The organism is Chryseobacterium sp. 2VB, from assembly GCF_005503635.1.
GTDB lineage: Bacteria > Bacteroidota > Bacteroidia > Flavobacteriales > Weeksellaceae > Chryseobacterium > Chryseobacterium cupriresistens.
In genome coordinates this window covers 169,565-184,316 of record NZ_SCNC01000005.1, presented here as the reverse complement: position 1 = coordinate 184,316, position 14,752 = coordinate 169,565, and the positions used below count along the sequence as shown (strand labels likewise).

General features: G+C 38.3%; 13 protein-coding genes. 11 read left to right on the top strand and 2 right to left on the bottom strand.

The features are described 5' to 3' along the window. Positions 1 to 396 precede the first annotated feature (396 nt). The 11 genes from FFS26_RS07455 (at position 397) to FFS26_RS07405 (ending at position 12,985) form a co-directional block, all read left to right on the top strand. Positions 397 to 2,007 (top strand): Na+/H+ antiporter, encoded by a 1,611-nt coding sequence (locus tag FFS26_RS07455; RefSeq protein ID WP_137904711.1) that lies wholly within the window; start codon positions 397 to 399, stop codon positions 2,005 to 2,007. A gap of 285 nt (positions 2,008 to 2,292) precedes the next feature. Continuing rightward, a complete protein-coding gene (locus FFS26_RS07450) occupies positions 2,293 to 2,604 on the top strand; it encodes a hypothetical protein (RefSeq protein ID WP_137904710.1) in 312 nt (103 codons plus the stop codon). Between the two features lie 11 nt (positions 2,605 to 2,615). After that, positions 2,616 to 3,200, top strand: coding sequence for a Crp/Fnr family transcriptional regulator (locus FFS26_RS07445; RefSeq protein WP_137904709.1), 585 nt, complete (start codon positions 2,616 to 2,618; stop codon positions 3,198 to 3,200). A gap of 462 nt (positions 3,201 to 3,662) precedes the next feature. Then, a complete protein-coding gene (locus tag FFS26_RS07440; RefSeq protein ID WP_110010610.1) occupies positions 3,663 to 4,538 on the top strand; it encodes a pirin family protein in 876 nt (291 codons plus the stop codon). A gap of 45 nt (positions 4,539 to 4,583) precedes the next feature. Then, complete coding sequence (locus tag FFS26_RS07435) at positions 4,584 to 5,273, top strand: hydrolase (RefSeq protein WP_110010611.1); 690 nt, start codon at positions 4,584 to 4,586, stop codon at positions 5,271 to 5,273. Between the two features lie 59 nt (positions 5,274 to 5,332). Next, positions 5,333 to 7,105 (top strand): amidohydrolase, encoded by a 1,773-nt coding sequence (locus FFS26_RS07430; RefSeq protein WP_137904708.1) that lies wholly within the window; start codon positions 5,333 to 5,335, stop codon positions 7,103 to 7,105. A 229-nt stretch (positions 7,106 to 7,334) separates the two neighbouring features. Continuing rightward, entirely contained in the window at positions 7,335 to 7,766 is a 432-nt protein-coding gene (locus tag FFS26_RS07425; protein WP_110010612.1) for a DoxX family protein, read from the top strand. Continuing rightward, positions 7,763 to 9,130 carry an alginate export family protein gene (locus FFS26_RS07420; RefSeq protein WP_137904707.1) on the top strand — a complete coding sequence of 456 codons (1,368 nt, stop codon included), beginning with the start codon at positions 7,763 to 7,765 and terminating at the stop codon, positions 9,128 to 9,130. Before FFS26_RS07425 ends, FFS26_RS07420 begins: the two co-directional genes overlap by 4 nt. Before the next feature lie 260 nt (positions 9,131 to 9,390). Next, entirely contained in the window at positions 9,391 to 10,119 is a 729-nt protein-coding gene (locus FFS26_RS07415) for a M17 family peptidase N-terminal domain-containing protein (RefSeq protein ID WP_137904706.1), read from the top strand. Positions 10,120 to 10,526: 407 nt separating this feature from the next. Then, on the top strand, positions 10,527 to 12,653 hold the full coding sequence (locus tag FFS26_RS07410) for a type IA DNA topoisomerase (protein WP_137904705.1): 2,127 nt from the start codon (positions 10,527 to 10,529) through the stop codon (positions 12,651 to 12,653). A 149-nt stretch (positions 12,654 to 12,802) separates the two neighbouring features. Further along, a complete protein-coding gene (locus tag FFS26_RS07405) occupies positions 12,803 to 12,985 on the top strand; it encodes a hypothetical protein (protein WP_110010616.1) in 183 nt (60 codons plus the stop codon). 10 nt (positions 12,986 to 12,995) lie between these two features. Here the strand turns inward: FFS26_RS07405 and FFS26_RS07400 are convergent, their stop codons facing one another. Together FFS26_RS07400 and FFS26_RS07395 are read right to left on the bottom strand one after the other, a co-directional pair. Continuing rightward, positions 12,996 to 13,484, bottom strand: coding sequence for a hypothetical protein (locus FFS26_RS07400; protein ID WP_110010617.1), 489 nt, complete (start codon positions 13,482 to 13,484; stop codon positions 12,996 to 12,998). A gap of 192 nt (positions 13,485 to 13,676) precedes the next feature. Continuing rightward, entirely contained in the window at positions 13,677 to 14,528 is an 852-nt protein-coding gene (locus FFS26_RS07395) for a helix-turn-helix domain-containing protein (protein ID WP_110010618.1), read from the bottom strand. Positions 14,529 to 14,752: the final 224 nt, after the last annotated feature.

The following is a 14,752-nucleotide window of genomic DNA, read 5'->3' as shown; positions in this document are numbered from 1 at the left end:
CCACAAAAGTCACAAAAGATTTGATAAGTAAATATCGAACGCTTAAAAAGAACACTTAAGTTGTATAAAAATCTTTGATTTTTCTCTCATGTGATCTTTATATTGTATATTATTAAACTTTGCAAACATTTTAAAACAAAAACTTTGTGACTTTTGTGGTTATTACATTTTAAGTAACCTAGTGAAGTGGAGATTCCTACGGAATGGCAAAGTATGAGGATTAACTATCCATACAGATTGTCACTCCGTAGGAGTCTCAATAAATAAATTAACATTCAATAGCGGCGGGCTTTAGCCCGCCAAACAAAAAACAAAAAATCACTAGCTTTAGCCCAACTTAAATAACCCAAACCTAAAAACTAACTTCTAACCTCTAATTTCTAACTTCTAAAAAACATGCACGAACAACTCCTTTTAATCCTTGGACTTTTATTACTCGTCATGCTGCTGGTCATGCTGGCACAACGGATCAAAATTGCCTATCCTATCTTTCTGGTACTTGCCGGATTGGGGATCAGCCTTATTCCCGGAGTCCCTGTTTTAAAGCTGGATCCGGAGATTATATTTCTGATTTTCTTACCACCTCTTTTATACGAAGCAGCCTGGTACACTTCATGGAATGATTTCTGGAAATGGAAACGTCCCATCAGCTTATTGGCTTTCGGGCTGGTATTTCTGACTTCTCTGGTCGTTGCTTACACTTCACAAATGTTGATTCCGGGATTTACGCTTGCATTAGGATTTTTATTGGGAGGAATTGTTTCGCCACCGGATGCCGTAGCAGCCACAACAGTTTTAAAAGGATTAAAAGTACCGAAACGTACCCTCGCTATACTGGAAGGAGAAAGTCTGATTAATGATGCCTCTTCACTGATTGTTTTCAGGTTTGCTCTGGCAGCTGTAATGACAGGAGCGTTTTCAATGCATGAAGCGACTGGACAGTTTTTTCTGGTGGCAGGTATGGGTGTTGTCGTAGGGATTGCCGGAGCACATATTTTTTATGCCATTCACCGTTTTTTACCTACAACACCTGCTATTGATGCGGCACTTACCGTAATGACGCCATATATTTTATTTCTTTCTGCAGAACATTTCCATTTTTCGGGAGTGATGGCTGTGGTGAGCGGAGGATTGTTTATGTCATTCCGTGCTCATGAGATTTTCAAAACCGGAACTACGAGAATCAATATGACAGGAGTCTGGAACACACTCATCTTTGTGATGAATGCTTTGGTTTTTGTATTAATAGGTCTTGAACTTCCTGATATAATCAATGGATTGGGTGAAATTTCAGTAATGGAAGGCATCAAATATGGTTTGGTTATAAGTTTGATTGTCATTGTGGTACGTCTTTTATGGATCTATCCCGTAGCTCATCTTCCAAGATGGTTCAGTGAAAAAGCCCGTCGTGATCCGAGTCCGGGATGGAAAAATCCTTTAATCATAGGCTGGGCAGGAATGAGAGGAGTGGTTTCCCTGGCAACAGCTTTGTCTATTCCGGTGATGATGAATTCACAAGCTGAGTTTCCGATGAGAAATCTGATCATTTTTATCACATTTGTCGTCATTTTTGTGACATTAGTGTTTCAGGGACTTACCCTGCCTCTGATTATTAAATTAACCAAAATAGGAGAGATTGATCATATTTTGCCTTCTCACGAACAGCAGGCCGGAATTCAGATGAGACTGGATAAACTTGCCGTTCATAAACTTGATAATGAATACAATGAAGCAGTAAACAGCAATGGTCTGCTGGAGAACCTTAAAAATACGCTGGAAAGTGATATCAGACTTCACCAGAATCATCTCAATTCTATTGAAATGTGTACCAACAGGCAAAACGATATGGCCGAATATCATAAAGTAATGATGGATATATTTGCCTTACAGAGAAAAGAACTCTTTAAAATGAAACGCGAAAAACTCTTCAGTGATGACGAGATCCGAAAAGCAGAATCACAACTGGATCTGAATGAATTAAAAATTACAGGAAATAAGCATTTGTAGCGGGTTTGCGAGATGCGAGATGTGGGTTTCGGGTTTCGGGTTTCGGGTTTGAGAGTAAGAGAGTTTGAGAGTGGGTCGAGGTTTCGAGGTTTTGGATACGAGTGGGAGAGTTTGAGGATGCGTGCGTTTGAAATTATAAGAGTGTAAATTGTTACAGACAGAATGGACAAACTACGCACTTTATTTATCCATGCACTATGTCATTCCGCAGGAACCCAAATCGTCATTTTACTATTTACGTAAACACTATAAACCTTAAACCCTGAACTTTAAATATAGAACAACATGAAAACATTACATTTTTTAGTCATAGGAAAGAACCAGGAAATTCTGGATACTTTAAAAAGAATTATAGAAAACAATGAAGGCTGGACAGCAGACATACAAAGTGATGAAAATTTCTGCTATGAGTATATAAAGAATAATATGGTGGATATTGTCCTTTTAAGCTCTGGCCTAGAGGAGGATTTTGAGAAAGATATAAAAATATTCTGTGCCGGTTTGGATAAGGATATTAAAGTAATCGATCATTATGGAGGAGGAAGTGGACTGTTAAAGAATGAAGTTTACAGTCTTTTTCCTAATTTGCAGGGATAAAACCTGACATTATGTTCGAAAATATCATCAAAAATATTACGCGATTTATTTCAATCACTCCCGAAGAAGAAAAAAACTTTACAGATCTGCTTGTCTGCCAGTCGTTTCCAAAGAAAACGGTTTTGCTCAGAGAAGGAGAGATCTGCCAGTTTGAAGGGTATATTCATAAAGGATGTGTGAGAATGTATTGTTTGGATGATAATGGTTCTGAAGTAACGTTACTGTTTGCCATCGAAGATTGGTGGATCAGTGATATTGCATCATTTCATGAACAGAAGCCTTCTAAGGTTTTTATCGAAACGCTGGAAGATTCTGAAATCTATATGTTGAATACTACAACAAAAGAAAAACTGCTGCAGGAAGTTCCCAAATTTGAAAGAGTTTTCAGAATGCTGGTTCAGAGGAACCTGGCAACCCTGCAAAGCCGATTGGTAAATACCATTTCAAAGACTGCATCAGACAGATACCTTGAGTTCATCAAAGTATATCCTTCAATCCCCCAAAGAGTTGCGCAGTATTATATTGCTTCCTATCTGGGAGTTTCAAAAGAATTTGTCAGTACCATAAGAAAGCGTCTTGCTTCAAAAGAAAAATAAATCTTAGTTTTTTATACTTGCAGATTGCAGAGATTTGCATGGATTTTAAATTATATTCACCCATTTTATCGGAGATAAATCCTTGCGTCATAAAAATATTTAGCTTAGAAAACAACTTGCGTCTTTGCGTTTTCCAACTATTTTTTTGCTTGTCATTGATACAAAGATTCTTATGGAATGACATAATTGCAATGATGGCCTTGCCCACACAGTTTGTCATTCCGGTAGGAATCTAAGTGAAGTTATTCTTTAAAATATTATATCAAATTAAATAGTTCCTAAGAGTAAAAAGACTTTTACACTTTCCAAAAAAAACAGCAATCCACTATAGTTATACTGCCGAATACAAAAGTATCCGGCATTTTTTTTTGCTTCAAAGTCATTTATTAAACTAGTTAAATGTGCAGGGTTTTCGGTCTCTCTAAATTTGTCCTATCAAACAAGAACAAATAACAATCTGATATGGACAGAAAAGATTTTTTAAAGAAAGGATTATTGGGAACAGGAATGTTTGTAGCATCAGCTTCTTTGGCCGGCGCTATGAAAAATGACATCGACGAGATCGAACCATTAGAACCGATCGGATACAATCATCTTCCCAATACAGAATCAAAAATAAAAGAAAACTCTGTGATCCACAGAGCAGACTCAAGAGGGAAAGCGGATCACGGATGGCTGTTGAGCCAGCACACTTTCAGTTTTGCCAATTATTACAACCCTGAAAGAATGCACTTCGGCGTATTGAGGGTTTTGAATGATGATAAAGTGGAAGCAGGAAGAGGTTTCGGAACCCACCCTCACGACAATATGGAAATCATCAGTATTCCTTTGGAAGGTGATCTTGAACACAAAGACAGCATGGGAAATACAGCCGTGATCAGAAGCGGAGATATTCAGGTCATGAGTGCAGGAACCGGAATTATGCACAGCGAATTCAACAAAAACAGTGATCAGCCGGTGAAATTCCTTCAAATCTGGATTTATCCCAAAAAAAGAAATGTGACGCCGAGATATGATCAGATCAATTTAGACAAAACTAAAGGTCACAATCAATTTCAACAGATTCTTTCCCCTAATGCAGATGACGAAGGTGTATGGATTCATCAGGATGCATGGTTTCACCTGGGAACTTTTGATCAGAATAAAGAAATCCATTACCAGATCAGAAAAAAAGGAAACGGAATCTATGCTTTTATTTTGAAGGGAAGCGCAGAAATAGGCGGTGAGATCATAGAAGAACGTGATGGATTCGGAGTCTGGGATATTCAGGAAATTACGATCAAAACCTTTCAGGAAGGTACAGAAATCCTTTTGATGGAAGTACCAATGACACTATAAATAAAAAATTAAACAAAAATAACAACTCTTAAATTTTAAATTATTATGAAAAAATTAATCCTATCATTTGCAGCTGGTTTATTATCATTAACCGCATCAGCTCAAAACCCCGGAAAATCATTATTAAATCCTACCAATCATGCCGTAGTGCTTATAGACCACGAAGGACAAATGGCTTTTGCAACCAAAAGCATCAGTATGGAAGAATTAAGAAATAATGTGGCACTGGTAGCGGGTGGATCAAAAATATTCAATGTTCCTACAGTAGTAACAACGGTGGCAGAAAAGTCATTCAGCGGACCTGTTTTCCCGGAAATTTCAGAAGTATACCCGCAAGCAACCAGTGGATATGTAGACAGAACTACTATGAATACGTGGGAAGATGTTAATGCTCACAAAGCCATTACAGGAAAAAATAAAAAGAAACTGGTTTTCGCCGGATTATGGACAAGCGTATGTATCGTAGGCCCTGTATTATCAGCGATTGACGAAGGTTACGATGTATATGTAGTAACAGATGCTTCTGGGGATATTTCTAAAGAAGCGCACGATCAGTCAATCACCCGTATGGTTCAGGCAGGAGCGCATCCTATCACTTCTGTTCAGTATGTATTGGAGTTGCAGAGAGACTGGGCTAGAAAAGAAACATACAAACCGGTTAATGACCTGATGAAAAAACATGGTGGAGCTTATGGTATTGGAATTCAGTATGCTCAGGAAATGTTAAAACACTAATGGGACTGTTTCGGCAGGCTGAAAGCCTGCCGAAACCTTCAAACTTAAATATTGAAATAATGAAACTACTGAATATACTTACACTTTCCACGGTTTTGGCAGCAGGAATTCTGAATGCTCAGAAAGCAGAAATGATCATTACTAACGGAAAGATTACCACAATGGATGATAAGAATCCGGAAGCACAGGCTGTTGCCATCAAAGACCACAAAATCTTACAGGTGGGAACCAACGCCCAGATTTTAAAATTAAAAAACGGCAGTACAAAAGTCATTGATGCTAAAGGAAACAGAGTGATTCCCGGCTTGTTTGACAGCCATTTGCATGTGATTCGCGGAGGAAGGTTCTATAATACCGAACTTCGTTGGGATGGTGTGAAATCTTTAAAAAGAGCTTTGGAAATGCTGAAAGAACAGGCTCAGAGAACACCGAAAGGACAATGGGTAAGGGTCATCGGAGGCTGGAATGAATATCAGTTTGAAGAAAAAAGACTCCCTACGCTGGCTGAAATTAATGAAGCTACAGGAAATGTGCCCACTTTCATCATGTATCTCTATGGAAAAGCGTGGTTGAACAAAGCCGGATTAAAAGAACTGAATATCAATGGAGATACTCCCAATCCTGCCCAAGGTTTAATTGAAAAAGACAATAACGGAGATCCTACAGGATTACTGGTAGCTGAACCCAATGCATTTATCCTTTATTCAACATTGGCGAAACTGCCGGAGCTGAAAGAAGAAGAAAAAGTAAATTCTACCCTTCAATACATGACGGAACTGAACAGATTAGGAGTGACTGCCGTAATGGACGCAGGCGGAGGATTCCAGAATTTCCCGGATGACTACGGAACAACAGATCAGCTGAACAAACAGGGGAAAATTACCGTTCGTCTTCCTTACTATTTATTTGCCCAGAAAAAAGGATCTGAGCTTGCCGATTACACCAAATGGATTGGAATGGTAGAAATTGACGATCATGGTCATAATGATTTTAATGAAATCGATTATCATGTCAACGGAGGAGGGGAAAATCTGGTGTCAGACGGAGCCGACTTTGAAAATTTTCTTTTCCCAAGACCGGAACTTCCTGCTACCATGGAGAAAAATATGAAAGAGGTAGTAAGTCTTCTGGTAAAAAACAAATGGCCTTTCAGAATTCATGCAACCTATAATGAAAGTATCACAAGGTTTTTGAATGTCATTGAAGAAGTCAACAAAGAGACACCGTTGAATGGATTAGTATGGTTCATTGACCACGCAGAAACCGTTACCGAAGATAATATGAAAAGAATCAAAGCGTTGGGTGGAGGAATTGCTGTACAGCACAGAATGGCGTATCAGGGAGAAAGTTTCATCCACAGATATGGTAAAAAGCCGGCTTTGACATCTCCTCCGGTGAAAAAAATGCTGGAAATGGGAATTCCGGTAGGATTGGGAACTGATGGAACAAGAGTAGCAAGTTACAATCCATGGGTGGCTTTATACTGGATTACTACAGGAAAAACAATAGGAGGAACTCAGGTGATGGCTAAAGAAAATACACTGGACAGAAAAACAGCTTTATCACTTTCTACTTACGGAGGATACGAATTGATCAAAGACTATCAGAAAGGAAAAATACAGAAAGGATACTTTGCAGACCTTACTATTTTGGACAAAGATTATTTCACAGTCAATGATGAAGACATCAAAAACATCACTTCAAAACTGACGATCGTAGATGGAAAAGTAGTGTACGGAGATAAAACCTACAAAACAGAAGCACCCGCACCACTTCCAGTCATTCCGGACTGGTCACCTGTAAAATATTACGGAGGCTATCAGACAAAATAATTTTTTAAATCACAAAAATTTTTAATTATTCAAGTATCAACCAACGTTCCAACTGAAGGGGGTAAAAATTCCCCTCCTTTGGAGGGGTGTCAAAAATTCAAAGAATTTTTGACGGGGTGGTTTTACACTCAAAGCTATCAACAGTATTAAATACCCCCAATCATCCGTGTCAATCCGTGTAATCTGCGGTTAAAAAAAACAAAAATCATTTTAAAAATTTATTCCAATCATGAAAAAGTTAATCCATATCATCACCAATACCAATCCGGGAAGAAAATTAACAGATACAGCTCTTTTAGTTTTCAGAGTTTTACTTTCCATAGAATTAATCGTAGCCCACGGATTAAAAAAAATAGGAGTAGGTGTTTCAGAAGCAGAACAGGTTCCGAACCCGCTGCACCTTCCGGAAGCATTCAATAGCCTTTTCGCTGATGCAGCCAATCTGGTATTTCCGGTATTTGTGATCTTTGGTTTTTTCACAAGAATTGCTGTGTTGCCGATCTTAGCGGTGACGCTTACAGGATACTTTATTCTCCATTGGAATGATGCACTACTGGTAAAAGATACTCCTTTTATGTACAGTTTGTGTTACCTGTTTTTACTGTTTATGGGAGCGGGAAGATATTCAGTGGATCATTATTTAACAAAGAAATCATCATGAAAAAACTGATTGCAATAGTACTGTTGCTGCAGATTTTTATTCCCGTTCAAATTTCTGCTCAGTTCAAGCTGATGAGGTTTGATGAAGATTATGCTTCCTATAAAGACTCTGCAAAAACTTTTTACAACTCCATCAAATACATACCTATTGCAGAAAAAAGCAACCATTATCTTTCATTGGGGGGAGAAGCAAGACTGGAATTTGTAGATTTTAATAATGAAGATTGGGGAAGAATGGATATTGGGAGCAATCCTTTTCTTATTCAAAGATACAATGTACATGCAGATCTGCATCTGGGCTCACGGGTAAGAATTTTCGGGCAGGTGAGAAGTGCATGGGAAAATGGAAGAAAAAATGGGCCGAGACCTATTGACGAAGACCATTTGAATATTCAGAACCTTTTTATTGATATTGATGTTCTGAAAAATGAGAAAGAAAAGCTTACAATGCGTGCCGGAAGACAGGAACTTGATTATGGAAGCGGAAGATTAATTTCAGTAAGAGAAGGTCCGAATTTAAGACTCTATTTTGATGGATTCAAGTTCATGTACAAAAGAGGGAACTTCAGATCTGATGCCTTTATGATGGCCGCCAGTGAAATCAATCCGGGAGCTTTTGATAACAAGTCTTCAAAATCAATCAATCTTTGGGGAAGTTACAACATATGGATTATTCCCAGAAGCGGAAATCTGGAGCTCTATTATTTAGGCATTCACAGAAAAGATGTACGTTTTGAAGACGGGCTTTCCGATGAGAACAGACATACTTTTGGCGGAAGATTCTGGAAATATGGAGGAGGTTTTATTTACAATTTTGAAGCAGCCTACCAGTTTGGTAATTTTAATAAAGGAAATATCAGCGCATGGACGGCTTCTGCAGACATCGGATATATGTTTGAAAATGTAAAAGGAAAACCGACCATCAACCTTAGAAACGATTATATTTCAGGAGACAGTAATAAAGGAGATGGAACATTGGGAACATTCAATCCATTGTATCCGAAAGGAGGTTATTTTGGATTTAATCCTCAGATTGGTCCGGTGAATTTAATTGATATTCATCCCTATGCAACTATTGATTTAGGTAAAAAAATAACGGTGCAGGCAGACGTAGTTTTCAACTGGAGATATTCTATCCAGGACGGGATTTACAGACCCAGCGGAACACTAAACCTGGCGTCTTCCAACTCAAAAAAGAGATACATCGGAACCGCATTTTTAGGAAGTTTCAATTATAAGATCAATCCATTTTTAACCTTTAATACAGGAATACAGTATTTCAATACCGGAGCTTTCATTAACGATGTAATCGACAACCACAAAGACGGACTCTTCATCAATTCCAGAATTGTATTTAAATTTTAAAAAAACACGGGGATTTGAAAATAAGATAATTTGAAAATAAATCGAACAATTATCCCACATCAATGCACCTCTCCATCACAGAAACTACCTTTGAAAAGAAATAAAATTAGCAGGAGCGAATCGACTCGCACCTTAACAACATAAACCTTAAAAAACTTAGCGCCCTTGCGTTATTCCAACAAACAAAAATTAAAACCCGCAACAAAAATAACCCGCAACTCGCATCCCGAACCCACAACAAACAACAAAAAATAAATCACATGAAAAATACACTAAAACAATCACTGGTAATTGCAGCTTTAGCATTATCTACCTTAAACTTTGCACAAACTACAACCACAGCTCCTGCAAAAACAACAGCCATCGGAACTTCCAAAACCTGGGGAACCGTAGACGGAATCTCCATGATAGGATTGGTACAGGGCCCATCGTCTGCTGACGCCCAGCTTCAGGTAGCCTGTGTTTTCGAATATACAGAAGGAGACATCTTCAACGCTCAGGCATTGCCTGCTAAATTGAACGGATTGGTTCATCTGGATGAGGCCTTAAAAGGAGAACTGACCAACCTTAGAAAAACAGGACAGTTTCAGGGACATTCCTTGGAAACGATTTTAATTACACCTCCTGCAGGATCGATGTCTGCAAAGAAGTTATTATTGATCGGTTTAGGTGATCGTAATAAATTCACACCCGATTTAATGACTTCCGTAGGCGAAGTAGCAGCCCGTGAAGCTATGAGACTAGGCGTTACGAATTTTGCATTTGCCAGCGACCTGAAGGATGCGGGAATAGATTCACCAACCGCTTTGGTAGCCGGGAATGTAGTAAGAGGAATCGTACATGCCAACCGTTCTGAAAATTACCTTAAAGAACACAAATTATCCACCACCAAAAAATTAGAAAAAGTATACCTTCTGGCTGGTCCTGCCTTCTTTGAAACAGCCGGCGGAGGAATTTCTGATGCCATTTCAGAAGTAAAAAAGAAATAATGAACTAGTTTCATTACATTGTTGATCCGGCCCTCTTTTTATAAGGGGGCTTTTTGTATAAAAATGATTATGATTACATATCTAAAAAGCAATTTGTTAAACGCAAAGTGTAATATCCCTTTTTTAAAATTCTAAGGAAGCAAAGTTGGAATCAATGAAATTGATTCTATCTTTGCTTATGGATTTATCCTTCTGCTTCATCAGCGACTTTAGTCGCATTTCTTTGCTCCCTCAAATAAATAATAGAATCCAATAACCTTTGCGTGAAAATATATTGTAAAACTTTACTCCTTTTATAGAACAAAACGTAATTTACTCTTTCTCAACGCTAAGTCCTCAACATTTAACTAAATTTGAAAAGTCAAAAAAAATCCCGATTTTTGCACTCCTTCAATAAACCCGAGTTCATGAAATTATGTATTGCCGAGAAACCCAGTGTTGCCAGAGATATCGCCAAAGTATTGGGCGCTACCACGCCTAAACAAGGCTATATGGAAGGAAACGGCTATTGCGTAACATGGACGTTCGGACACCTTTGTACTTTAAAAGAACCTCACGACTACGGTCCGCAGTTCAAATCCTGGAACCTTTTTTCACTGCCGATTATTCCCAGCAGCTTTGGAATCAAGCTGATTCCGAATAAAGGCGTGGAAAATCAGTTTAAAGTCATTGAAAAATTAGTTGAAGAATGTGATGAGGTCATTAACTGTGGGGATGCCGGGCAGGAGGGAGAACTCATTCAGCGTTGGGTATTGCAGAAAGCAAAGTGCAACAAACCGGTTCAGCGTTTATGGATTTCTTCACTAACGGAAGATGCTATTAAAGAAGGATTTGCAAGCTTAAAACCTGCAGAAGATTATAAAAATCTGTATCTGGCCGGAAATGCCAGAGCCATAGGAGATTGGTTATTGGGAATCAATGCTACGAGGCTTTTTACGAAGAAATTCGGAGGAAATAAAGCGGTTCTTTCCATTGGAAGAGTACAGACTCCTACATTGGCGATGCTTGTGCAGCGTCAGAAAGAAATCGATGCTTTTACCACAGAAGAATATTGGGAACTGAAAACCAAATACCGTGATGTCCTTTTCAGCGCAGCCATAGACCGTTTAAAGACGTTGGAACGCGCAGAAAAAGGATTGGAATACCTTAAAGTCAATCCATTTGAGATCGTTTCTTTCGAAATTAAAGAAGGAAAAGAAAAAAATCCACGACTTTTCGATTTGACCGGACTTCAGGTAGAAGCCAATAAAAAATACGGTTATTCGGCGGAAAATACGTTGAATTATGTGCAAAGTCTGTATGAAAAGAAGCACGTAACTTATCCGCGTGTTGATACCACCTACTTATCAGACAGTTTATATCCGAAAATTGCAGGAATTCTTCAGAAAATGTATCCTTATCAGGATCTGATTGCCCCGTTGCTGGAAGCTCCGATTCCAAAATCAAAGGCAGTTTTTGACGATACAAAAGTAACGGATCACCACGCCATCATTCCTACGGAAATTCCACCTTCTCAGAATCTGAGCAGGGAAGAAAAACTGATTTATGATCTGATTGCAAAACGTTTTATAGCAGTATTCTATCCGGAATGTAAAATTTCCAATACTTTGGTAGAAGGAAAAGTAGGAACCATTCCTTTCAAAACCAGTGGAAGACAGGTTCTTGAAGCAGGATGGAGAGCCGTTTACGCCAAAGAACCGAAAGAGGAAACCACCGATAAGGAAAAAGAAAAAGAGGAAGAACAAACCATCCCTGAATTTACTGTAGGAGAAACCGGACCCCACGATCCGATGATTCACCAGGGAAAAACGACGCCTCCAAAACCTTACACCGAAGCAACACTGCTGAGAGCGATGGAAACTGCCGGAAAACAGGTAGAAGATGAAGAATTGCGTGAAATGCTGAAAAACAACGGGATCGGAAGACCATCCACGCGTGCCAATATCATAGAAACCCTTTTCAAAAGAAAATACATCGAGAAGAAAAGAAAAAATCTGATCGCTACCCAAACCGGAATCCAGCTGATCGATACCATCGAAGACGAACTGTTAAAAAGCCCGGAACTGACCGGAGAATGGGAATCCAAACTTCGTAAAATTGAAAAAGGAGAGTATGAAGCCAATCTTTTCAAAGAAGAACTGATTCAGATGGTGACAGAACTCACTGAAAAAGTGGTGTATGGAAAAGGGAAAGTAATTACCCTCCAGGAAGAAGAAAAGGAAGAAGTGAAAGAGAAGAAAAAAAGAGAACCTGCTCAGAAAAAAGAATTGCAGTCCTGGGAAGAAACGGAATGCCCGAAATGTAAAGAACACAATCTGATCAAAGGAAAAACCGCTGTAGGCTGCTCCGATTTCAAAAATTGTGGTTTTAAAATTACGTTCGAAATCTTCGGCAAGAAACTATCCGATAAACAACTTTTAGATTTGGTATTAAAAGGAAAAACCTCAAAATTAAAAGGCTTTTCCACGCATCCGGAAGCAATCACAGAAGGTGTTTTGACTTTAAGTGATGATTTCCAGGTACAATTGAGCTAATCAATAGTATACTTAATCTAAATTATCAACTACCATTTGGAAACAATAAACTAACTGGAATTATCAGGTGGAGAATACGGGATTCGAACCCGTGATTTTTCAATACCTGATTAAGCGTATCGGTTATTTTATATCGGGATTCCTAGGGCATGACTAGGTGTACGGATAAACTAAGCGTTGTATTTGTCGTTCTGAAAGAATCCAACCTTACCCTTTTTCTATCCAATCTGTGTACCAATACCCTAACTGAATACGTAAAAATTCCCATCTTCCCGAGCCTGGCAAAAATTCAAAGAATTTTTGCCAGGCTGGTTTTACAGTTTCTTGAATAACCTGTCATCATTAAATGCCAACATTCTCCCTTTTCTGTTTGATAAACTGAAAAACAGATCCAACAATAAAAAGCAGAAGAATAATAAGAAGAGTCTGCCCGATGATCGGATCTTTGATGTCTTTGGCCAAAGGATGTCCAATCGGAACCCGTGTAAATGTTTCATTAACAGTTGGGACAAGCGACAGGAAAAAGCTGAGTGACAACAGGAAATTCTCAAAATACCGGGCTTTCTTACTTTCTTTTTTATTGGCAAAAAGAAAATAGGCCACAGTGATCAAAACAAGGATAAATAATGAGAACACATGTCCTGCATTAAAACCTCCGTTTTTGGAGATACCTAATGCTGTAAGTGAAGTGACGGCCGTCGCATAAAAATAGACTTTTCCTGACGGCTGAGTCAGATTGATTTTACCATATCTGATAAATCCTATCACTGCGCCAACAAGAGCTGTTACGCCAATAATAGTGTGAAAAATTCCTAAACCTGATAGATTCATATTGATTGTATTTTAAATTGATACTTATAAGCTGCAGGTATATTACTGTTCCCTGTAACTGACAGTACAAATTTGCGATAGAAATACAGAAATGATTTTGTGATTTAGTTCAAGAATTTGGGATTTTGGTTCAAAAAAGAACTCCTTATCAAAACAGGAAATGCATTTATAATCTTTAAAAAGGTACGATTATCATCCTTTCCGTTCCTGGCGGTAATTGGAGGGCGTTATATGAAATTTATCGCTGAAGTTTTTGGTAAAAGTGGCCAGATCATTGAATCCGCATTCGAACGCGATATCGGTAATGCGTTCATCGGATATTAAAAGTAATTCGGCGGCTTTTTCCAGTTTTTTGTTTCTTATATAATTGGCAGGGGTATCGTTGTAAAGTTTTGCAAATTCTCTTTTGAAAGATGATACACTTAAATTGCTTTGCTCAGCAAGCTGTTCGATTGTTAGCTGTGAAAATAAATTCGCTTCAATGATTTGCTTAAAAGAATAAGTGGTGGGAGAGAAAAGCTGTGACAGGATCAGCTGAACGGCCTTAGCATTCTGTGACTGAGCCAACAGCAAAATGATTTCCTTGAGTTTTAGAACCAATATATCTTCATTAACGAGGGAAGGGTTTTCAAAATAAAAAAGCAGCCCTTCTACATACTTCTGAATCAGAAAGTCATTGTTTATTTTCTCATTGGATTTATTCGAAACGATATCGGAAGGTTTTTGCAGTAATAAAGGCAATTCTCTGTCATAGATTTTTTTCAGGATGTCAGGATAGAACGTAACGATCACAATCTCACAATGATCTTCTGACACTGAGTTCTGAATATGTTTTCCGGAGCTGATACAGTTCAGAAAAAGAGAATAATTTGCAGAAACATCAAACTCCTGTTCCTCTGTTTTGTACTGAAAATCACCTTTAAGCACATACAGAAAGCAGGCTTGCTCCGAAACCGGAAAATCATACCTGAAGGACCCTGATATATCAATTTTCTGTATCAGGGTTTTCCCAAACAATTCGTGTTTTTTGTAATCATTCAGCATAATGGAGTACGTGAGTTTTTGAATTCAACAATCAGGAAAAGTTAAATAAATTTTCATTGTAAATGTAAAGCAATAATTGACTTTATCGGAGATAAAATCTTTGCGCCTTAAGAACATATAGTTTGGTAACAATCTGCGACTTTGCGTTTTTCAGCCAAAATATGCAGAGATTCCTGTGGCATGACATTGTGATGAATAAGACTAAACTTTGTATTTGGCATTCA

Coding starts and splice junctions, on each gene's coding strand:
- FFS26_RS07455 (WP_137904711.1), top strand. CDS start 397: ATGCACGAACAACTCCTTTTAATCCTTGGACTTTTATTACTCGTCATG.
- FFS26_RS07450 (WP_137904710.1), top strand. CDS start 2,293: ATGAAAACATTACATTTTTTAGTCATAGGAAAGAACCAGGAAATTCTG.
- FFS26_RS07445 (WP_137904709.1), top strand. CDS start 2,616: ATGTTCGAAAATATCATCAAAAATATTACGCGATTTATTTCAATCACT.
- FFS26_RS07440 (WP_110010610.1), top strand. CDS start 3,663: ATGGACAGAAAAGATTTTTTAAAGAAAGGATTATTGGGAACAGGAATG.
- FFS26_RS07435 (WP_110010611.1), top strand. CDS start 4,584: ATGAAAAAATTAATCCTATCATTTGCAGCTGGTTTATTATCATTAACC.
- FFS26_RS07430 (WP_137904708.1), top strand. CDS start 5,333: ATGAAACTACTGAATATACTTACACTTTCCACGGTTTTGGCAGCAGGA.
- FFS26_RS07425 (WP_110010612.1), top strand. CDS start 7,335: ATGAAAAAGTTAATCCATATCATCACCAATACCAATCCGGGAAGAAAA.
- FFS26_RS07420 (WP_137904707.1), top strand. CDS start 7,763: ATGAAAAAACTGATTGCAATAGTACTGTTGCTGCAGATTTTTATTCCC.
- FFS26_RS07415 (WP_137904706.1), top strand. CDS start 9,391: ATGAAAAATACACTAAAACAATCACTGGTAATTGCAGCTTTAGCATTA.
- FFS26_RS07410 (WP_137904705.1), top strand. CDS start 10,527: ATGAAATTATGTATTGCCGAGAAACCCAGTGTTGCCAGAGATATCGCC.
- FFS26_RS07405 (WP_110010616.1), top strand. CDS start 12,803: ATGACTAGGTGTACGGATAAACTAAGCGTTGTATTTGTCGTTCTGAAA.
- FFS26_RS07400 (WP_110010617.1), bottom strand. CDS start 13,484: ATGAATCTATCAGGTTTAGGAATTTTTCACACTATTATTGGCGTAACA.
- FFS26_RS07395 (WP_110010618.1), bottom strand. CDS start 14,528: ATGCTGAATGATTACAAAAAACACGAATTGTTTGGGAAAACCCTGATA.